Origin of the sequence: Corynebacterium falsenii, assembly GCF_020099275.1 — a bacterium.
Taxonomy (GTDB): domain Bacteria; phylum Actinomycetota; class Actinomycetes; order Mycobacteriales; family Mycobacteriaceae; genus Corynebacterium; species Corynebacterium falsenii.
In genome coordinates, this window is record NZ_CP083646.1 from 2,241,639 (window position 1) to 2,262,127 (window position 20,489).

21 protein-coding genes and 2 pseudogenes are annotated in these 20,489 nt (G+C 62.7%); 8 read left to right on the plus strand and 15 right to left on the minus strand.

What is annotated here, in order from left to right:
• Positions 1-226: 226 nt before the first annotated feature.
• Both LA343_RS09685 and LA343_RS09690 read right to left on the minus strand, forming a co-directional pair.
• Positions 227-1,708 (minus strand): multicopper oxidase family protein, encoded by a 1,482-nt coding sequence (locus LA343_RS09685; protein ID WP_025403131.1) that lies wholly within the window; start codon positions 1,706-1,708, stop codon positions 227-229.
• Positions 1,709-1,779: 71 nt separating this feature from the next.
• The gene (locus LA343_RS09690; RefSeq protein WP_025403132.1) at positions 1,780-2,355 is read right to left on the minus strand and encodes a CueP family metal-binding protein; all 576 of its coding nucleotides are present in this window, start codon (positions 2,353-2,355) and stop codon (positions 1,780-1,782) included.
• Positions 2,356-2,757: 402 nt separating this feature from the next.
• Between LA343_RS09690 and LA343_RS09695 the strand changes: the two genes are divergently transcribed.
• The 6 genes from LA343_RS09695 (at position 2,758) to LA343_RS09720 (ending at position 8,544) form a co-directional block, all read left to right on the plus strand.
• Positions 2,758-3,480, plus strand: coding sequence for a response regulator transcription factor (locus LA343_RS09695; RefSeq protein ID WP_025403133.1), 723 nt, complete (start codon positions 2,758-2,760; stop codon positions 3,478-3,480).
• On the plus strand, positions 3,477-4,604 hold the full coding sequence (locus tag LA343_RS09700) for a sensor histidine kinase (RefSeq protein WP_025403134.1): 1,128 nt from the start codon (positions 3,477-3,479) through the stop codon (positions 4,602-4,604). The genes LA343_RS09695 and LA343_RS09700 overlap by 4 nt, the downstream gene beginning before the upstream one ends.
• 111 nt (positions 4,605-4,715) lie before the next feature.
• On the plus strand, positions 4,716-5,042 hold the full coding sequence (locus LA343_RS09705; RefSeq protein ID WP_025403135.1) for a heavy-metal-associated domain-containing protein: 327 nt from the start codon (positions 4,716-4,718) through the stop codon (positions 5,040-5,042).
• Positions 5,043-5,093: 51 nt separating this feature from the next.
• On the plus strand, positions 5,094-7,313 hold the full coding sequence (locus tag LA343_RS09710; RefSeq protein WP_025403136.1) for a copper-translocating P-type ATPase: 2,220 nt from the start codon (positions 5,094-5,096) through the stop codon (positions 7,311-7,313).
• A 52-nt stretch (positions 7,314-7,365) separates the two neighbouring features.
• Positions 7,366-8,028: a DUF305 domain-containing protein gene (locus LA343_RS09715; protein WP_025403137.1), complete on the plus strand. Its 663-nt coding sequence runs from the start codon at positions 7,366-7,368 to the stop codon at positions 8,026-8,028.
• A gap of 117 nt (positions 8,029-8,145) precedes the next feature.
• The gene (locus LA343_RS09720; protein ID WP_081737340.1) at positions 8,146-8,544 is read left to right on the plus strand and encodes a recombinase family protein; all 399 of its coding nucleotides are present in this window, start codon (positions 8,146-8,148) and stop codon (positions 8,542-8,544) included.
• Between the two features lie 210 nt (positions 8,545-8,754).
• Here the strand turns inward: LA343_RS09720 and LA343_RS11795 are convergent, their stop codons facing one another.
• Positions 8,755-9,519 carry an IS3 family transposase gene (locus tag LA343_RS11795; RefSeq protein WP_317986388.1) on the minus strand — a complete coding sequence of 255 codons (765 nt, stop codon included), beginning with the start codon at positions 9,517-9,519 and terminating at the stop codon, positions 8,755-8,757.
• A 153-nt stretch (positions 9,520-9,672) separates the two neighbouring features.
• A pseudogene (locus LA343_RS11870) lies at positions 9,673-10,036 on the minus strand (transposase).
• Here LA343_RS11870 and LA343_RS09730 point away from each other — a divergent pair.
• Complete coding sequence (locus LA343_RS09730) at positions 9,998-11,380, plus strand: replication initiation protein (RefSeq protein WP_317986483.1); 1,383 nt, start codon at positions 9,998-10,000, stop codon at positions 11,378-11,380. The pseudogene LA343_RS11870 and the gene LA343_RS09730 sit on opposite strands and share 39 nt — an antisense overlap.
• 740 nt (positions 11,381-12,120) lie before the next feature.
• Here LA343_RS09730 and LA343_RS09735 read toward each other — a convergent pair.
• From LA343_RS09735 to LA343_RS11875, 5 genes and pseudogenes are all read right to left on the minus strand, one after another.
• Positions 12,121-13,299 (minus strand): zinc-dependent alcohol dehydrogenase, encoded by a 1,179-nt coding sequence (locus LA343_RS09735; RefSeq protein ID WP_025403140.1) that lies wholly within the window; start codon positions 13,297-13,299, stop codon positions 12,121-12,123.
• 328 nt (positions 13,300-13,627) lie between these two features.
• Positions 13,628-14,224: a cadmium resistance transporter gene (locus LA343_RS09740; RefSeq protein ID WP_025403141.1), complete on the minus strand. Its 597-nt coding sequence runs from the start codon at positions 14,222-14,224 to the stop codon at positions 13,628-13,630.
• Positions 14,225-14,584 carry a Cd(II)/Pb(II)-sensing metalloregulatory transcriptional regulator CmtR gene (gene cmtR, locus LA343_RS09745; protein ID WP_014307245.1) on the minus strand — a complete coding sequence of 120 codons (360 nt, stop codon included), beginning with the start codon at positions 14,582-14,584 and terminating at the stop codon, positions 14,225-14,227.
• 163 nt (positions 14,585-14,747) lie between these two features.
• Positions 14,748-15,512, minus strand: coding sequence for an IS3 family transposase (locus LA343_RS11805; RefSeq protein WP_317986388.1), 765 nt, complete (start codon positions 15,510-15,512; stop codon positions 14,748-14,750).
• A 153-nt stretch (positions 15,513-15,665) separates the two neighbouring features.
• Positions 15,666-16,029 (minus strand): annotated as a pseudogene (locus LA343_RS11875) (transposase).
• Positions 16,030-16,072: 43 nt separating this feature from the next.
• Here LA343_RS11875 and LA343_RS09755 point away from each other — a divergent pair.
• Entirely contained in the window at positions 16,073-16,783 is a 711-nt protein-coding gene (locus tag LA343_RS09755) for an IS6 family transposase (RefSeq protein ID WP_025403143.1), read from the plus strand.
• 20 nt (positions 16,784-16,803) lie between these two features.
• On the opposite strand, the gene LA343_RS09760 is transcribed toward LA343_RS09755, so the two are convergent.
• The 6 genes from LA343_RS09760 to LA343_RS09785 all read right to left on the minus strand — a co-directional run bounded on the left by LA343_RS09760 (position 16,804) and on the right by LA343_RS09785 (position 20,483).
• On the minus strand, positions 16,804-17,661 hold the full coding sequence (locus tag LA343_RS09760) for a relaxase/mobilization nuclease domain-containing protein (RefSeq protein WP_025403144.1): 858 nt from the start codon (positions 17,659-17,661) through the stop codon (positions 16,804-16,806).
• Positions 17,658-17,984, minus strand: a complete 327-nt coding sequence (locus LA343_RS09765; RefSeq protein ID WP_025403145.1) for a hypothetical protein — start codon at positions 17,982-17,984, stop codon at positions 17,658-17,660. The genes LA343_RS09760 and LA343_RS09765 overlap by 4 nt, the downstream gene beginning before the upstream one ends.
• A 204-nt stretch (positions 17,985-18,188) precedes the next feature.
• On the minus strand, positions 18,189-18,536 hold the full coding sequence (locus LA343_RS09770) for a hypothetical protein (protein ID WP_025403146.1): 348 nt from the start codon (positions 18,534-18,536) through the stop codon (positions 18,189-18,191).
• A complete protein-coding gene (locus LA343_RS09775) occupies positions 18,529-18,675 on the minus strand; it encodes a hypothetical protein (protein ID WP_224208505.1) in 147 nt (48 codons plus the stop codon). The genes LA343_RS09770 and LA343_RS09775 overlap by 8 nt, the downstream gene beginning before the upstream one ends.
• Positions 18,665-18,982 (minus strand): hypothetical protein, encoded by a 318-nt coding sequence (locus tag LA343_RS09780; protein ID WP_144084501.1) that lies wholly within the window; start codon positions 18,980-18,982, stop codon positions 18,665-18,667. The genes LA343_RS09775 and LA343_RS09780 overlap by 11 nt, the downstream gene beginning before the upstream one ends.
• Positions 18,983-19,055: 73 nt before the next feature.
• Positions 19,056-20,483 (minus strand): DNA polymerase, encoded by a 1,428-nt coding sequence (locus LA343_RS09785; RefSeq protein ID WP_224209153.1) that lies wholly within the window; start codon positions 20,481-20,483, stop codon positions 19,056-19,058.
• Positions 20,484-20,489 lie beyond the last annotated feature (6 nt).

Here is a 20,489-nt window from a genome sequence, read left to right on the forward strand (position 1 = left end):
CCCAACTTTGCAACAGCACCCACGGCGGTGAGCACCGCGGCAACCGCGATGGCGGCCCTGCGGGGTGTGCTCGGCATGGATTAGATCTCCTTATTCCGGGGCGGTGGGGAAGAAGACGGTGTTCTGGTTGTCCCGGAAGACCACAACACCGAGGAAGGTCATCGTGCTGCCCGGTGGAAAGTCTGCAGCGACCCAGCTCACCCCAGCGACCGACCATGCTGTGGGGTTAGGCGTACCGCAGGGAACTCATCATCCCGGTTTCCTGGTGATAGGCGTTATGGCAGTGAAACGCCCACTCACCGGGGTTGTCAGCGATCAGGTCGGCGATCATGGTTTCACCGTGGCGGAGAAGGACGGTGTCCTTGCGTAGCCCGCCGCTGCCGGGCAGCGCCCACGTGTGGCCGTGGATGTGCATGGGATGGGGCATCATGGTCCTGTTGCGCATGACCATCCGCAGGCGCTGGCCCTCCTGCACGGTCGCGGAGGAGGATTGGCCGTCGGTGAGAATGCTCCATTCATACGGCATCATCTGCCCGCCCAGGTCGATGCTGACTTCTCGGTCTGGTGTGCCCTCGGGCAGGAGTGCATGGTCTGCTGGCTTCAGGGAGGACAGAAGCAGTCCGGTGGACGACAACTCGGGGAAGTCGACATCGGGGCGGGGGGCCTGGCCGCCGGCGGTGCGGATGACGGCGAAGGCGCGGTCGTCCTTACCCACCGCCAAAGCCGTGAGCGGGAAGATGCCGTCGCCGAGGATGACCTCGACGTCGACACGCTCGCCCATCGACAGGTAGATCGATTCGGTCTCCCAGGGCTGGACAGGGAAGCCGTCGGTGTGGGTGACGGTCATGCGGTGACCACCGAGGGCCACCTTGAAGATGGTGTCACCGCCGGAGTTGATAAACCGCAGGCGGGCCTTGTCGCCCGGGCGAGCCTCGAAGGTCCGGTGAGCACGGGGGATACGCCCGTTGATGAGGTAGTGCGGATACATCACATCGCCGGCATCCCCGCCCAGTACCCGGTCCGGGGTGCCGTGCGTCATCTGGCCGTGACCTCCCATGTCCATGTTTCCGTGTCCGCCCATGTCCATCCCCGTCAACATGGTCAGCTGATCTTCGGGACTGCTGCCGTCGATGCCGTCCAGCCAGTCGTCGAGCACGATGGTCCACTCGACGTCCTGGTCCTCAGCGTCTTGCGGGTCACGGATGATCAGTGGGGCGTGGAGGCCGCGATCAAGCTGCAGGCCGGAGTGGGAATGGTAGAAGTAGGTGCCACCGTGGGGGACTTCAAAAACATAGGAGAACGACTCGCCAGGTTCAATGGGGTCCTGGGTCATGCCGGGCACACCGTCGGCTGCGTTGTGGAGTGCGATGCCATGCCAGTGGATGGAGGTGCTCTCAGGCAGTTCATTGGTGATATCGACCTGGATGACGTCGCCGGCGGTGGCCTCAATGGCCGTATCCCCGGTGTCAGAGACGTATCCCCACGTCTTGGCTTCGATGCCGCCGATATCCAGAGACAGGGGCCGGGCGGTCAGTGTCCGGCGCACCGTCGGCTCACCGAGCGCAGTGGGGGTGGGAGTGGGGCGAAGAGAGGAACCTGGTGCCGAGGCAGCGGGTCCAGGGTCGCTGGTGCAGGCGGCCACGGCCCCGGTGCCGGCGAGGACGAGCCCGCCGAGCAGAATCTGTCGTCGGGAAAACGCGTTCATCATGATTTAACCTTTCTTGGTGCAAGATTTCAGTGACACGGGAGGCAGGCGCAGGTGAGGACCCTGCTGAGCCATCACGTCAGGTGCAGGTTTGTGACACAGGTGGCACCGTCGTCGGCGGTGGAAAACTCCGCGGTGCCGGTACGCCCCTGGTAGCTGACCTCAATCAGGCCGGTGGCATCATCGGGAAGCCAGAAGCCAATAAACCCGTTGTCGAAGGTGGTTGTTGCCTCGTCCACCAGTACCTCACCGGTCGCCTCATCGGTGATCGTGACCTGGATATCCTCATTGTCGAGTTCCCCCAGGCAGGTCGTGAGGCTGTGGTAGAAGCAGTCGTGGGTGGAGGTGAGATAGGGTGCGATCGAGACATACGTCTGATTGTCGGGAAGATCGACCACGACTTCCTGGTCATCGCTCGAGAGCAGCAGTTCATCGGCACGTACTGAGGCGATCAGATCCGTAGGACGCTCAGTGACCTTCTGCCGGTCGAGGTGATCAATGATCTCCACCGCGTCCATGGCGGCCAGGCCATGGGCAGTCAGGAATGTGTCCTGGGACACCGTCCCATCGGCGGTGGGTTCCGGGTCGGCGGCTGAACACCCCGTGAGGGCGAGGGCGAGGGCGGCGGCTGCGATCGCTGCTCGTTTCACGTCATTCTCCTTGGATCGTGGTAAGGCCATAAGAAGACACCGCCTCAAGGTCGATGCCATACCTTTATCTAGCACGGGTGCCTGACGGGCTAGAATTCAAAAACCCTGCTCACAGTCTTATAACAGGGCGAAAAGGGGGTGAATTCGGTGGGCTGGGTCACCACCGGGACACCACGCCACAGCCGTGGGCGATGTCCTTCCACCCGCCCCGGGTATGCGGTGCAGGCAGTGAAATCCCTGGTGGCGCCTGCTGAACCGACCAGGGGAGGCGATGTCGCCGGCCCGGGGTGGGGCACAGGGGTGACGGCGGTCGAAGGGTGATGTTTGAAGATTTGATGAAGTTTTCCCCGCCAGGCACTGAGCGAGGGTGGTATTCCCCTGGCCGGAGCGATACTGGGGTCTATGGCTGACCGCACACCGACCACCGCCACGCCCCCGGAGCGGGTGCTGGTCGTCGATGATGAACAACCCCTGGCTCAGATGGTGGCCTCCTACCTCATCCGGGCCGGCTTCGATACCCGCCAGGCGCACACCGGCACCCAGGCCGTGGACGAGGCCCGTCACTTTACCCCCGATGTTGTGGTGCTGGATCTGGGGCTTCCCGAACTCGACGGCCTGGAGGTGTGCCGACGGATCCGCACCTTCTCGGACTGCTACATCCTCATGCTCACCGCGCGTGGCAGCGAGGACGACAAGATCAGCGGTTTGACCCTGGGGGCGGATGACTACATCACCAAACCTTTTAGCATCCGGGAACTGGTGACCCGGGTGCATGCGGTGCTGCGCCGCCCGCGCACCAGCACCACCCCACCGCAGGTGACCACCCCTTTGATCGTTGGTGACCTCATCCTTGACCCCGTCGCCCATCAGGTGCGGGTGAGGGAGACGACCGTGGAGCTCACCCGCACGGAGTTCGAGCTGCTGGTTGCCCTGGCCCTGCGCCCCGGCCAGGTGCTGACCCGCCACGACCTGGTCACCGAGGTCTGGGACACCACCTGGGTCGGTGATGAACGCATCGTCGATGTCCACATCGGCAACTTGCGTCGCAAGCTCGGCACCGACACCCGGGGCCGGGGGTTTATCGACACCGTGCGTGGCGTGGGCTACCGGGTGGGGCAGCCATGAATCACGGACCCGGCCTGACCTTCCGCTTCCTGACCGCCCAGGTGTTGGTCGTGGTGATTAGCCTGCTGGTGGCCGCGGCCGTCGCCACGATGGTGGGCCCGACCCTGTTCCATGATCATATGTTGATGGCCGGCCGGGAGGACCCCTCGCTGGAGCTGTTCCATGCCGAGCAGGCCTACCGGGACGCCAACCTGATCACCCTGGCCGTCGCCCTGCCCACCGCCTTGATCAGCGCCCTGCTGGCCAGCCTGTGGTTATCGCGTCGCCTGCGCACCCCCCTGCAGGATCTCACCCGCGCCGCTACCAGCCTGACGGCCGGCAACTATCGTATCCGCGTGCCCGCCGGAGAAGCAGGCCCCGAGGTCACCACCCTGGCGCATGCCTTCAACACCATGGCCGACCGGCTGGAACACACCGAACAGGTCCGCCGCCAGATGCTCTCTGATCTGGCCCACGAAATGGGCACCCCCTTATCGGTGCTCACGGTCTACCTCGATGGTCTCCAGGACGGGGCCGTGGACTGGAATAATGCCACCCACACGATCATGGCTGACCAACTCACCCGCCTGACCCGGTTGATGGAAGACATCGACGATGTCTCCCGGGCCCAGGAACACCGGATCGAGTTGGACCTGGCGGAGGAAGGGCTCGGAGATCTGCTCCATACCGCCGCTGCTGCCGCGGGGGAAGCTTATGCTGACAAAGGCGTCGATTTACAGGTCGAGACCATTACGGACACCGCCCGGGTGCTCGTGGACCGGCAACGCTTCGGCCAGGTGATGAGCAATCTCCTGTCGAACGCGCTACGGCACACCCCGGCCGGCGGGCAGGTCCGGATCAGCGTCCACCGACAGGGGGCGTCCACCGCGCTCATCCACGTCGCCGATGACGGCGAGGGCATCCCACCTGGCCAGCTCGGACACATCTTCGAACGCTTCTACCGGGGGGATGCCGCCCGCAGCCGGGACAACGGCGGGGCCGGTATCGGCCTGACCATCTCCAAGGCATTGGTCGAGGCCCACGGCGGCACTCTCACCGCCACCTCCCCCGGACCCGGTCGCGGAGCGGTGTTTGCCCTCCGCCTCCCGCTGTCTCCTCCCGGCAGTGAGGAGGCTGCTCGGTAACCACACCCTGCCCCGCGTGAGGGCCGTGCCCTCCACCCCTTGAAAATGTACCCCGGGGGGGTATATGCTAGCGAGCGTTACCGCATCCCACCGACCCATAGGAGCTTTCCCATGATCACCTCCCCGCCCCGCCTCTTGCCGATGGCCTCCCACGGCTGCAGCTGTTGCGGACCTGCCTCACGTGCCGACACCGCCTCCACCCCTGCCGCCAGCGACTCGTCAGCAGGAGGGTCCTCCCCTAGCTACCAGGTCACCGGCCTGACCTGCGGGCACTGCGCGAAAAGCGTGACCCAGGCCCTTCAGGCCCTCCCCCAGGTCGACGACGTCCAGATTGATCTCGCTGCTGGTGGTGTTTCCACCGTCACGGTCACCGGTGTCGTACCTCCGGAGATGGTTCGCCGGGCCATCGAAGAGGCCGGCTACACCGTCTTATCCTGATCAGTTTTACCCATCATCTCGACCCCGACCGGGTTGAGCGAAAGGAACGTCATGAGCACTCCCCACCATTCCGGTGATCACCCCGCTCCGGAAACAGACCACACCCACCACCCGGATCATGCTAGCCACGAACACCACGCAGATGCCGACACCCACGGCCAGGCGATGCCCCACGATCACCCGCACTCCGCCCTGGACGAAGACCACCACGTTCATGGTCACGGCGAACACGCCGGACACAGCACCGCAATGTTTCGGGACCGCTTCTGGTGGTCGCTGATTCTGTCCATTCCCGTCGTTATTTTCAGCCCCATGGTCGCCCACCTGCTCGGCTACCACCTCCCGGCATTCCCCGGATCCACCTGGATCCCCCCGGTGCTGGGCACGATCATCTTCGTCTACGGCGGAACGCCTTTCCTCAAGGGCGGATGGAACGAACTGAAATCCCGCCAACCCGGGATGATGCTCCTGATCGCCATGGCCATCACCGTGGCGTTTGTCGCCTCCTGGGTCACCACTCTGGGGCTGGGCGGTTTTGACCTGGACTTCTGGTGGGAGCTGTCCCTGCTGGTGACCATCATGCTGCTGGGCCACTGGCTGGAGATGCGTGCTCTCGGGGCCGCGTCCTCCGCGCTTGACGCGCTGGCTGCCCTGCTGCCGGACGAGGCCGAGAAAGTCATCGACGGGACCACCCGCACCGTGGCCATCTCCGAGCTGGTCGTCGACGACGTTGTGCTGGTGAGGGCCGGTGCCCGGGTGCCGGCCGACGGAACCATCCTCGACGGAGCCGCCGAATTCGATGAGGCGATGATCACCGGCGAATCCCGTCCCGTCTTCCGCGACACCGGTGACAAGGTGGTCGCCGGTACCGTGGCCACCGACAACACCGTCCGCATCCGGGTGGAGGCTACCGGCGGGGACACCGCCCTGGCCGGGATCCAACGCATGGTCGCCGACGCCCAGGAGTCCTCCTCCCGGGCCCAGGCCCTGGCGGATCGGGCGGCGGCGTTGTTGTTCTGGTTCGCGCTGATCTCCGCTCTGATCACCGCGGTGGTGTGGACCATTATCGGCAGCCCGGACGATGCCGTGGTGCGCACGGTCACGGTTCTGGTCATCGCCTGTCCGCACGCCCTGGGCCTGGCGATTCCGCTGGTCATTGCGATCTCCAGCGAGCGGGCCGCGAAATCCGGGGTGCTCATCAAGGACCGGATGGCGCTCGAGCGGATGCGCACCATCGACGTGGTGCTCTTCGACAAAACCGGCACCCTGACCGAGGGTGCGCACGCGGTCACCGGTGTCGCGGCAGCTGTCGGCGTCACCGAGGGCGAGCTGCTGGCCCTGGCCGCCGCCGCGGAGGCCGACAGCGAGCACCCCGTGGCCCGCGCCATCGTGGCGGCCGCGGCCGCCCATCCCGAGGCCTCCCGTCGGCAAATCCGTGCAACTGGTTTCAGCGCCGCCTCCGGCCGGGGGGTCCGGGCCACTGTCGATGGCGCTGAGATCCTCGTGGGCGGGCCGAACATGCTGCGCGAGTTCAACCTCACCACCCCGGCCGAGCTCACCGACACCACCAGCGCCTGGACCGGGCGTGGGGCCGGTGTGCTCCATATTGTCCGCGACGGTCAGATCATCGGTGCGGTGGCCGTCGAGGACAAGATCCGCCCCGAATCCCGCGCCGCCGTGAAAGCCCTGCAGGACCGCGGGGTGAAGGTCGCGATGATCACCGGTGACGCGCAGCAGGTGGCCCAGGCGGTTGGCCAGGACCTGGGGATTAATGAGGTCTTCGCCGAGGTCCTGCCCCAGGACAAGGACACCAAGGTCACCCAGTTACAGGAGCGTGGCCTGAGCGTGGCCATGGTCGGCGACGGTGTCAACGACGCCCCCGCTCTGACCCGCGCGGAGGTCGGTATCGCCATCGGGGCCGGCACGGATGTGGCCATGGAATCCGCCGGAGTGGTCCTGGCCAGTGATGACCCGCGTGCAGTGCTGTCGATGATTGAGCTCTCGCAGGCCAGCTACCGCAAGATGATCCAGAACCTCATCTGGGCCTCTGGCTACAACATCCTCGCCGTGCCGCTGGCCGCCGGCGTGCTCGCCTCGATCGGGTTCGTGCTGTCCCCGGCCGTGGGCGCGATCTTGATGTCTGCCTCGACCATCGTGGTGGCCCTGAACGCCCAGCTGTTGCGCCGCATTGATTTGGATCCGGCCCACCTGGCTCCGACCGAGTCGAAGGAGGAGAGGGCTGCTGTGAGCTCTGTAGCCCCCGTCCGCTGACTTTCAATCCTTCATCGACTCCCCCATACACAACCTCCGAAAGGGAACCCCCATGAAGCGCACCATCACCATCGCCGCTCTCGCCTTGACCTCCACCCTGGTTTTGTCCGCCTGCGCAGATAACACTGAGGGAGAAAACACCGACACCACGACCATCGCCACTACGTCCGCCCCCGACACCACCGAAACGACCGGGGCCACCACGGATCCTGAGACAGAGACGGGGGCGGCCGGAGAGGTCTCCGCCGAGCACAATGACGCGGACATCATGTTCGCGCAGATGATGATCCCGCATCACCACCAGGCTGTGGAGATGAGTGAAATCCTCCTGGCCAAGGACAATATCCCGGCCGAGGTCATCGAGTTCGCCCAGGGTGTTATCGATGCCCAGGGCCCGGAGATCGACCGGATGAATACCATGCTCGAGACCTGGGAAGAAGATCCGGTCACCGGTGATATGGGTGAGATGGACCATGGCGGGATGAGTGGAATGATGAGCGAGGAGAACATGACAGCCCTCGAGGATGCCCAGGGCACCGAGGCTGCCCGGCTCTACCTTGAGCAGATGACCGCCCACCATGAGGGCGCGGTCGATATGGCCCGCGATGAGGTCACTGATGGCCAGAACCCGCAGGCCATCGCTCTGGCTGAGCAGGTCATTGAAGACCAGGAGGCCGAGATCGCCGAGATGGACCAGATGCTCAACGAGCTCTGAACAAGGACATTCCGCGACCACCCCAGATGAGAAACACGACCTTCCACCATAAGGGAAAGACCCCAACTGCCCGAGGGCACTTGGGGTCTCACCGACTCACTGAGGACACAGTAACACATGGCAATCAGCAATGAGAACACACCCCTGACAGATCTGTACGCCATTGTTGACGAGTTGGTCAGCAAAGGGGTCTCGGTGAAGTTCCTCAAAGAGGGGCAGATCTATTCGAAAGACTCCACCCCGATCGCCAAGCTGATGCTGGGGTTGTTGGGTTCGGTGGCGGAATTTGAACGCTCGATCATTCGCGAGCGTCAGGCAGAAGGAATCGCCCGGGCGAAAGAGCGCGGGGTGTACAAGGGTCGCGCTCGCGCGCTCACTGATGAGCAGATTCTTCAGGCACGCGTGTGGGTGGACGCTGGTGTGCCGAAAGCAGAAGTTGCGCGACGTCTGAAGGTGGGGCGGACCACGTTGTACAGCTATCTAGATGCGGCCGGTGGTAAATCTGCGCACGCTTAGTGAGAGATGTGTGGAGATCGGGAAGCTATACAGTCCGAGATTTCTGTGAGCAAAGACAACGCTTGCGCTTTCTTCAACGCCGATAGGCTCTATGCTTGCCCCTTGCTTTCCCTTTCGGCAGAATCGCCTCTGTGACGAAACTCGGCGTCACCTCCGGGCGCTGCACATATTTACCATCAGGGTGCTTTTGAAGTGCCCTAGGTTTTGTTCCTAGGCATTTGCCCTACTTTCCATTATTCCTTGGGCAGGGTTGTGGCTCCAAAACTCTGATTCAACCTCAGCTGGCGTGCGGTATCCCAAGGACTGATGGAGCCGTGACTCGTTCCACCGGGTAACCCACTCGAAGGTGGCGATCTCCACGTCCACCACATCGCACCACGTGCGGGTATGAATCAGCTCGTTCTTGTAGGAACCGCTAACATTTTCTGCCAGCGCATTGTCATAAGAATCGCCCACCGTGCCGGTAGAAGCAGTAATCCCATATTCCGCAAGTCGCTCGTTGTAGACAATGCTCACGTATTGCGAACCGTGGTCAGAGTGGTGGATCAGGCTTGAGGTTTCCTTTGCGCTGATGATCGCCTGGTTGAGCGCTTGCAGCGGCAACGCCTCGGTACGCATCGAATCCGATAGCGCCCACCCGACGATCCGTCGGGAGAACGCGTCTGTCACGAACGCCGTGTACACAAAGCCTTTCCGGGTACGCACATAAGTAATGTCAGCTACCCACAACTTTTGCGGTTGCTGAGCCTTGAAGTCTCGCCTGACTAGGTCTGGACGCGGATCCGGACCTTTGGGCTTGCGAGTCGTCACAGGAGACCGGCCTTTCCCCTTGCCGGTAACGCCAGCAAGGCGCATCAGACGCGCGGTCTGCTCACGCCCAATATCGATGCCGTCTCGACGGAGAGCATGCCACATCTTGCGAACGCCGTAGACTCCGTAATTGGCGCTATGAACAGTACTTATATGTTCGAGCAATGCAGCGTCGCGAAGACTGCGGGCACTTCAGCCCTCGAGCTTTGGATTGGCGGTACCCACGAGAGGTAATGAAGCCTCCTTCGCGATTGCTCTTCAACGTCTGGCAGATGAACTCGACTGTGAAACGATCCCGGTGTTCATCGATGAACTGGATCATTTCCGACGTTGTGGGTCGAGTTCTGACGCGAAAAAAGCCGATGCGGCTTTCAATAACTCGTTGGTGTCGCGAAGCTCTTGATTCTCACGGCGCAACTTGGCTACCTCTGCAACGAGGTCTACGGGCAAAGGCTCAGCAACTCGGCTTTCGCGGCGAGCGGCCTGTGTCCATTGCCGGGCTGTGTGCCATGACACGCCCAACTTCGGTGCCACAGCCTGGCACGCGGCATACATCGAAAGGTTCTCTGCCAGAATGCGGTCTTCTACGAGACGGACTACGCGATCCTTCGCATCCTGGCCAAATTTCTTTGGCATATTCCAGATTTTCCCATCTACTCAGACGGAACAAAACCTGGGGCACTTCACAGCGTGCCCCACAAAAAAGTCCCACTGGGACGCAGCCCAGCTGATCACCCACACCCTGGGTGCCACACCCACCACGCTCGGCTCATTCGGCGTCACCGAACAAGATCGCCAACAACTCATTGACCACCTCGGGCGCAAAACCTTGCAGGGAAGCCCCACCCGTGATTTCAAAGCTGCCTGGCGCAAAGACAAAAACGGTCACACCGTCCCCAAGCTCTACCGCGTCGAAACAGCGGCTCTCAGACGCTGCCAATACGTCGCACTAGCGCACAAGCAACGCTCCGCCGTCCTGGTCATTGATATTGACCGCCGAGGACACCACGGTGGAACCATCAACTGCATCGACGAGATGGCTCGCCAGAAACTGTCTGTCCTCGCTGCTGGCAATGCAGGGCCCGCCTGGATCGGGGTAAACCCGATGAACGGTAAGTGCCAACTGATCTGGATGATTGACCCCGTCTATACCGACGAGAGGGGAGATGCCTCTAACGCGCGTCTCTTGAGGGTGGTGATGACCATTCTGGCTGAACTACTCGGTGGTGACCCTTCTTTCTCTCACAGGCTCTCCCGCTCGCCGTTTTATACAGGCGACGATCCCACGGCATATCGTTGGCATGTACAACACCACAGAGTCGATCGACTCGCCCACCTGCGCGACGAGGTGAGAACCATGACCGGACAACCAGCCCACACCACCGAGACAAAGAAGCAAAACTTCTCTAGCGGACGTGAGCTGATCGAGGCTGTCCGCACACGGCGTGAACAAGCTCAACAAGCCCATGCGCTCCTGGACTCGCTGAAATCAGATCTTCCTAGCGCGGATGCGCTCGACGGCGACCGTATCGACGGCGTGAAGGTGTTGTGGATCTCCGAGGGGCGCGCAGCGCGAGACGAGACCGCATTCCGGCACGCGCTCGCCGCCGGTCATCGACTCCGGGAGGCAGGGGAGCGGATGACGGACGCGAAGATCATCGATGCTTATGAACGTGCCTACAACATCGCCCAGGCCGTTGGCGCGGATAACCGTGAGCCTGAGATGCCGCCGCAGCGTGATCGTGTGACTATGGCACGCCGCGTACGTGGCTACGTGATGTCTAACAACCGCTCGTCTGGGGCGTCCGCCTTTAGCGGTGCTGCAGACGGCGTGAACGCCCGTGAGCGCAAAGCGCTAGCCACGATGGGACGTAAGGGCGGGCAAAAAGCCGCAGAACGATGGAACGATCGGGACAGCGAGTACGCCCAAAAGGAACTAGAGAAGTTACGAAAGACGCAACAGCGGAAGAAAGCTAGAGGACGTTCCACCCGTTCCCGTATCTCTCAGTATGTCAACGACCAATAATACATAGAGACGGGTCTCGTTCCTACCTGGAAGGAGATCGCAGCTGAAGTGAACGCTTCACGTAGAACAGTGGCCTATCACATGTCCGCACTCAAGAAACTAGAGGAGATTCCCGAGAGCTAGGGGGTGCAATACCGTAAGCAATACACGGTTCCCCTGCCCCTCTTTTGGGCAGTTAGCTTTTAGAGAAACCCACTCTTACAGGGGCACCATGGTGCCTGCTGAGATCACTCAAGAGTCTGCTGGAAGACTGGGGCTGATTTTCTCCGAGCTCTGGTACGTAGAAGTTGAATACAGTGGGTCAGTGAGTGTGAGACTTCTTCAAGCACACACGCGTGCGTGTGTGCTATTAGCCGAGGGGCGGGCTCTGTTGCAGAGGTAGAGACCCCCAGAGTTAGCCACGAACTAACTACAGTGCAACGCCCTGGCGCTCAACGGTAGCTACTCAAACTTGTCGAACCACTGAGTGTCAACAGTCGGACGCAGCTTCACACCAGACTCCCCATTTGAACGAATGAGCTTTGCAAGACGATCGCAGCTATTGAGGTCAACCGTCGGAACAGCCGATGAAGCTGCCCTGCGAGCAGTTCGGCCCCTGGCAAATGGTCTGGACTTGGCTGCGTGTTTTAGGGGCCACGCCCTAACCCAAACCGCGCTATCCACTCCGTCTCCACAGGGGTCCACCGAAAAGAGGTTGACCCTGATCCTCGACGGGGTCCGAGGTCAATTGCGTGACCGGACTACGGCTTGAGCACCACCTTGATGCAGCCGTCCTCCTTCTTCTGGAACTTCTCGTACATCGCCGGCGCCTCCTCCAACGACGCGGTGTGCGTTTTGAGGTCGAGCACGCCCAGCGGATCGGACGGATCGTCCACCAGCGGCAGCAGCGTCTCGGTCCAGGAGCGCACATTGCACTGGCCCATACGCAGCTGGATTTGCTTGTCGAACATCGTCAGCATCGGCATCGGGTCCTTCATGCCGCCGTATACGCCGCTGATCGAGATCGTCCCGCCACGGCGAACGGAGTCGATGGCGGTGTACAACGCGCTCATCCGGTCTACCCCGGCCCTGCCCATTGCTGCGCGCCCCAGCGGCGACGGCAGTTTGCCGACGGCTGCCTGGGCCGCGCTGGCTACCGGCGAACCGTGCGCTTCCATGCCGACGGCGTCGACCACCGAGTTCGGGCCACGCCCGTCGGTCAGATCCTTGAGCTGCTCCGCCACGCCGTCCTCGGAGGAATCCAGCGTTTCAATGCCGTAACGCTCGGCCATGGCGCGACGCTCGGGCACTGCATCCGTCGCGATCACCCGGTATCCCAGGTGCTTGCCGATCCGGGCGCTCATCTGGCCGATCGGGCCCAGGCCCAGCACCGCCAGCGAGCCGCCGTCGGGGACCGCCGCGTAGTCCACGGCCTGCCAGGCGGTGGGCACGACGTCGGAAAGAAACAGGTAGCGCTCGTCTTCACCGACGGTGGGAACCTTGATCGCCCCGTAGTCCGCGTGCGGCACGCGCAAGTACTCCGCCTGTCCGCCGGGCACCGAGCCGTAAAGCCGCGAGTAACCGAGGAACTGCGCGCCGGTGCCGTATTCGCGGACCTGGGTGGTTTCACACTGCGACTGCAGGCCCTGGCGACACATGAAGCAATGCCCGCAGGAAACGTTGAAGGGGATGACCACCCGATCCCCCGGCTTGATGTGGGTGACGGCTGAGCCGACCTCCTCGACGATGCCCATGGGCTCATGGCCGATGATGTCGCCCTCGTCCATGAACGGAGTCAGCACCTCATAGAGGTGAAGGTCAGATCCGCAGATGGCGGTCGAGGTGACCCGGATGACCGCATCGGTGGGTTCCTGGATCTGTGGGTCCGGGACCTCCTCCACGCTCACCGTATTTGACGCCTGCCAGGTCAATGCTTTCATGTGTCCTCCTCGCCAGGGCGGCCGCCTCAGCTGAAACGGCGCCACTGTTTGGTTGGTTGAGTCCGACTGTACTGAAAACACGGTGGGCGGGTTGCCCACGTCGCGGCCGGGGTCTCGCATCCCGACGGGGCCCTAGGGAGTGTTTTCTACATGGCCGTGGCCTGAGCCCTACCTCTCCGCGTCCAACGCACCGCGGGCGGGCATACGCATAGGCGTACATGTACGCACAAGTCTCTCCCAGGTCTTGATCACGCCCCGCTTTAAGCGGGGCTTATGCCGCATATCGTCTCCATCATCCAGTCCAAAGGAGGCACGGGGGATGAGCTTATTAAAGGCCGAAGGCGCCGCCGCTGACGAGGATGAAGATGCCCAGGCCAATCAAAACGATCGGGAACAGCACATGCTCCCAGCGTTCGAGAACCTCCGCGATCGGTGGACGGGTGGCCACGAACTTCGCCAACAGGACCAGGCCTGCCACCAGGATCAGAAAGACGACGCAGTAGATGATAACGGTAGCGGTATCCACGTTGAGAAAAACCGGGACATAGACGCCGATATTGTCGCCACCGTTGGCAAAGGTCACCCCGGCGACGATCAAGGCGCTTACGTTCTTTCCGCTGACTTTCGCGTCATCGTCGTCGTCATCGTCTCCCTGCCAGGCTTGCCAGGCCGCCCAAAGCCCCAGGGCCAGGGGGATCAACCCGAAGTAGGGGATCGCCTCGGTGGGCAGGAAGGCATCCGCCCCTAGGGTGACCAGGATCGTGGCTGCGAGGATGCCCGCGAAACCAAGGTACTGCCCGGCCAGGATCCGAAGTGTGGTCCCTGCTTGACCGGCCCCGCGGGCGAAGAACAGCGAGAGCACGATGATGTCGTCGATATTGGTGGCGATAAACAGACCAACCGCCCCCAGGAGACCAGTTACCACTTACCTGTTCCCCTCTCCGGTGGCGCACCCGGGCACGTCACATGCCGAGTCAATACATGGGGCATTCTCGTCGGCAGCCAGAGTGGTATCCAGCAGTGAGTTCAGCGCCTGGACAAGATGGGCGTCGACGATCTCGTAGCGGGTCTTCCGCCCCTGCGGTTCGGCGACCACAATTCCGCAGTCCCGTAGGCAAGTGAGGTGGTTCGACACATTTGACCGCGTCAGTTCCAGCTCCCGGGCGAGAGCGGCCGGGTAGGCCGGGCCGCCCAGCAGGGTCAGGAGAATACGGGATCGGGTGGGATCGGCCATCGCCCGACCCAATCTGTTCATCACGTCCAAGCGCGAAGAAATAGTCAGCATGCACTGAACTATACAGCTGTTGCTGAACTGTTGCCACGAGGGGCGAACGTCGGCCCGACGGTGTTGTGTTTCTGAGCCTGTTTCCGCGCGGCTTTAGTGTCTTCCCTTTTTGTGTTTGTGTGGTTGTTGAATCTGTGCCTGTGAAGTGCCCTAGGTTTTGTTCCTAGGCATTTGCCCTACTTTCCATTATTCCTTGGGCAGGGTTGTGGCTCCAAAACTCTGATTCAACCTCAGCTGGCGTGCGGTATCCCAAGGACTGATGGAGCCGTGACTCGTTCCACCGGGTAACCCACTCGAAGGTGGCGATCTCCACGTCCACCACATCGCACCACGTGCGGGTATGAATCAGCTCGTTCTTGTAGGAACCGCTAACATTTTCTGCCAGCGCATTGTCATAAGAATCGCCCACCGTGCCGGTAGAAGCAGTAATCCCATATTCCGCAAGTCGCTCGTTGTAGACAATGCTCACGTATTGCGAACCGTGGTCAGAGTGGTGGATCAGGCTTGAGGTTTCCTTTGCGCTGATGATCGCCTGGTTGAGCGCTTGCAGCGGCAACGCCTCGGTACGCATCGAATCCGATAGCGCCCACCCGACGATCCGTCGGGAGAACGCGTCTGTCACGAACGCCGTGTACACAAAGCCTTTCCGGGTACGCACATAAGTAATGTCAGCTACCCACAACTTTTGCGGTTGCTGAGCCTTGAAGTCTCGCCTGACTAGGTCTGGACGCGGATCCGGACCTTTGGGCTTGCGAGTCGTCACAGGAGACCGGCCTTTCCCCTTGCCGGTAACGCCAGCAAGGCGCATCAGACGCGCGGTCTGCTCACGCCCAATATCGATGCCGTCTCGACGGAGAGCATGCCACATCTTGCGAACGCCGTAGACTCCGTAATTGGCGCTATGAACAGTACTTATATGTTCGAGCAATGCAGCGTCGCGAAGACTGCGGGCACTTCAGCCCTCGAGCTTTGGATTGGCGGTACCCACGAGAGGTAATGAAGCCTCCTTCGCGATTGCTCTTCAACGTCTGGCAGATGAACTCGACTGTGAAACGATCCCGGTGTTCATCGATGAACTGGATCATTTCCGACGTTGTGGGTCGAGTTCTGACGCGAAAAAAGCCGATGCGGCTTTCAATAACTCGTTGGTGTCGCGAAGCTCTTGATTCTCACGGCGCAACTTGGCTACCTCTGCAACGAGGTCTACGGGCAAAGGCTCAGCAACTCGGCTTTCGCGGCGAGCGGCCTGTGTCCATTGCCGGGCTGTGTGCCATGACACGCCCAACTTCGGTGCCACAGCCTGGCACGCGGCATACATCGAAAGGTTCTCTGCCAGAATGCGGTCTTCTACGAGACGGACTACGCGATCCTTCGCATCCTGGCCAAATTTCTTTGGCATATTCCAGATTTTCCCATCTACTCAGACGGAACAAAACCTGGGGCACTTCATTGGGGCAGTAGGAAGAGCGACGTGAAATAATCACAGCCATGGGTATCTTCTCCGGTCGTCATTTCCCCCGTGACATCATTCTGTGGGCAGTGCGGTGGTACTGCCGCTACGGAGTGAGCTACCGCGATCTGGAGGAAATGATGACCAAGCGGGTCGTGCCGGTCGATCACACCACGATCTACCGCTGGGTCCAGAAATACGCCCCTGAGCTGGACAAGCAAACACGGTGGTACCGGCAGGTACCTGACTGGCAGGCCAGTTCCTGGCGGGTGGATGAGACCTATATCCGGGTCGGCGGCAGGTGGTGCTACCTCTATCGGGCAATCACCGCCGGTGGCCAGACCCTGGACTTTTACCTCTCTCCGAAGCGGAACGTGGCCGCAGCGAAGCGTTTCCTGGCCAAGACGCTGCGATCGAATACGACAGCCGGATCCCCGCGGGTCATCAACACCGACAAGGCACCAGCTCTGGCCAAGGCAATATCCGAGTTGAAGGCGGAGGGAATCTGCCCGCCAACAGTGGAACACCGGCAGGTGAAATACCTCAACAACATCCTGGAAGGCGACCATGGTCGGCTGAAGCGGATCCTCGGGCCGAAAGGCGCGTTTAAGAACCGGACATCTGCATATCGGACGTTGAAAGGGATGGAGGCGATGCACTCATTGCGGAAAGAGCAAGGCACGGTGTTTGCCTACGGGCAACCGAACCCAGACGCGGTGATCGTCAACCGGGTCTTCGAGACGGCTTAAGCACCCCGGAGCAAGGACAACTAATGTCTTGAGGTTGGGCTTTTCGACCCTGACCCAACTTTGCAACAGCACCATTCGTCGCTCAGCACACTCGCCTTGCGGCGGCGTATGCGGGGCTTGTCGCCGGTCTCGTCGCGCATCTTGTACGTCCACCCGACCGACTCGCGTTCAGGCGACTTCCCGTCGGCCGATGCTTTAATCGTGTGTCGCTTCTCCACCAACTCGATACCGCGCTCCGCGAGCCGCTCCTTGAAGATCGCCGCGCTCGTCGTCTCGTCGGCCAGGATCTCCTCGATCTGATCGCCGAGCCGCTGCTCGAAAGCGGTCACCGCCGCGCCGTCACGGCGGTGTTCCCACGTCGACTGTTCCCTGCGCTTACCGCGCTCCGTGACGCGGAGGCTGTGCTCTCGCATCAGCAAGTCGTTTGCCTTCGCTACCTGCCAGTGCAGCGTGTTGGTGGGGACTTTGCCGGTCTTTTTATCGTGATTGATCACTTTGATGTGGTTGTGCGGGTGCCCGCCGGCGCCGTCCAAATGAGTAATCACCAGTGCGTCGGAATCGGGGTACAACCTTTTCGCCAGCATGTACCCGAGGTCATTGATCGCCTGAATGTCATCTCGATTGCCGACATCGAAGTCGCCGGCTGGAAAAGACTGGATCAAGCTCAGTGTCTCGACCTTGCGACCGTGCGCCGCCGCCATCAATTCAGCATGATCGACGAACTCATCGGCGGTCGCCCGGTCGCAGGTGATCGCGGCGATGCGGTCGGTCCCGGCAGCGATGTTTTCCCGCCGCTGCCGTGTCCCTTTGCCGCCGAGCACCTCGTACTCGACCGCCGACCTCGTATGCGCGATCTTCCTGATGTGAGTGACGCTCATCGCGACCTACCTCCGAGATGCTCCCGGACGTCCCGCATCACCGACGCCACCTCGCCGAGCGCCGCCATCAGATCCTCGTGCTCACGAAAATCGCGACCGCTGAGACGGCCCGCATTGAATTCTCGCACGACCTGATTCAGATTCACTCCGACGTGGTTGACCTCGGTACGGAGCTCTGCGAGCTCCGCTGAGCGGCCCGCAGGGCCGCTGTCGATCGCTGGCGCGATCGCCGCCGACATCGCCGCGAGTTCGGCTTCGCCGAATCTCGCCGTGAAGCGGGCATCAAGCGACGGCCTTCGCCGATCCCGGTTCGCCTGTGCCATCACCGCCTCCTTCGTCGGCGCTGACGTCACACCTGATGCTCTCCGGGAAGGGTCGCAAGCAGACAGATTGTCCGACATAGCTGGCGCTCGTCGGAAATCTGTTGCTTGCCGGGGAGGGCTTGCGCCCTCCCCGGGACCCCTCCCGACGACACCGCAGAGCGGTGTCACCCGGGCAAAGCCCGCCGGAAATTCCGGTCGCCGACGTCACGGCTGATCACCGCCACCGTGACCGTCGCCGATCGCCAGCTGCGGCTCATCCGTCCTCGAGGACTCCGCCGCCCGGCGGCGCGCCTCCGACCGCTTCGCGCGCTCCGCATCGAGCTCCGCCCGAGCTGCGTCTTCCGCATGCGTCCACGCGTCCGCAAAATCCCGCCGGATGATCTCGACGGCGCGAGCCTCGATCCGAGCACGCTCGCGCGCCTGCCGCCGCTCCAGCCGAGCGATCCTCTCGGCCGCGTCCTCCTTCGCGATCTCGATTTCCGCATCGAGCCGCGAGAGACCGTCAGCGATCTTCTGCTCGATCCGCTCCCGCTTGGTCATCTTCTTAGCCATTGGTCTTATCTCCCGACGTCTTCGTCTTCATCTTCTTCACCGCATCGCCGATCAAGTTCGGCGCAATGTCTCTTGTCTCTCCTGCAACAGCCGCCGGGGCGGACCACGCGCGGGGATCGGGGTGGCGCTCATGGTGCACCTCCGGAGTTGTGCCATGCGCAGGCCGGATCCGTACAGGACGGCAGCCGGCGGTGCTCATGCGCGACTTCCGGCCACTGCGGGACTTCCTCGCGGTAGCAATCGAGCCAATCCCGCCCCGGCGGCGACACGTCGGCGCGGATGTAGATCGAAGCCTCGCCCAAGGTCGCCGCACAGCCACCGAGCTCGAGTGCATCGAGCAGAACCTCCCGAGCCTCGTCGGCGCGGGCACGCGGCACGCTGACGAAAATCTCGTCGTGGACGACAAGGCGCAGCCCGTCGGCGAGCCAGCCGGGAAGTCGCAGCACGCCCTCCATCATCAGATCACGCGCGGTTCCCTGGCCCATCGCCGCGGGCGCCTGCGTCCACTCCCGTCCGGGCTCAATCCGCATCGTCCGGCCAAATGGGCGTGCGGAGGATCTGCTGTCGCGCCTCCTCCCGGATCCATGCCTTATACGCCGCGAGCTGCGGGAACTGCTGGTCGAGACGGGCCAGCAGTGCGGCGGCCTCATCCTCGGGGATGCCCGCCGACCGCGCCAGCCCCGCAGGCCCCATTCCGTAGGAGGACCCGTGCGTCACCGGTTTTGCATCCGACCTGCGCGGATGCCGACCAACACCGTCCCAGCCGTCCGTGCCGAAGATCGCTTCGGCCATTGCAGAGTGGAAGTCCTTGCCGTCGTCGAAGGCCGCGATGTAGGCAGGATCACCACTCAGCAACGCCATCGCGCGGGCGTCGATCTGCGACAGATCGGCGGCGATCAGCACGTGATCGTCATCGTCCGGCAGGAGGAGGGCCCGCTCCATCAGCGCCTTGCGATCGCGCTTCCCGCTGGTGGTCAGCCCGGGCCGCGTCACCGAAATACGGCCAGTGGCCTGCTCCGCCGATACGCGCGGATGCACGCGACCGTCGCTGGTCACGTGCTTCATCACCGTTTCGGCGAAACCTCGCTCGCCGGTCACTGTGCCCAATGCATCGACGAGCTCCGCCAGCGCCCCGTTGTCGGGATGGGCGGCGGCAAGCTCCGCCAGCGCGTCCCGGTTCGTCGCCAGGGCGCCCTTGGGCGTCCGCGGCGGATTCACCCCGCACGCGACCATGGCCGCCTCAATCGCGGTCTTCCCGGCGGCCGTCGCGTGAGGGGCTTTCCCCTCCAGCGGCATGCCCGTCAGATCCGCCGGCCGACGCATCGCGACCCCACGGCGGACCTCCTGAGCTGCAATCCTGTCGCGCGCGACATCGACGGCCACGCGCACCCCGTGCCGCTCGATAACGCCCAGACGCCACATGACGCGCATCTCGCGACGGCAGTAGGCGTCGACGCGCAGGCACGCGGCGACCGCACGGGTCAGCTCGACGTCCTGGGCGGCATACGCGCGATACGTCGAGTCGTCGACGGGGATGCGGTCGTAGCCACCGTGGCGATCGGCGAGCTTTTTGAGCGCCGATCCGCCGGCATCGGCGCCCAGCTTGTCGGCACCGACTAGGCGCTTTCCAAGCTCGCTGAGCCGGTAGCGGCCGCGATCCACGCCGCCGGCGCGCGGCGGGTCATTCTGGCGAGCCACCAAGAGCGTGTCCACCACCCGATCCGCCTCGACCAGCGCGTCGACATCAAGACCGTGGCAGCGCTCCAGCGCCGGCAGATCGAACGCGAGCACGTTATGGCCGACGACCACGGCCGCACGGTCGATCTCCGCTACCAGCGCGTCCACGTCGTCGGTGACCGTCACCGGCCCGTCGTCCCAGGCCCATGCCGCCAGCCGCACGAAGCCCTCACCGTAGTCGTGCAGGCGGTCCGCGTCGGCCGTCTCCAAGTCGAA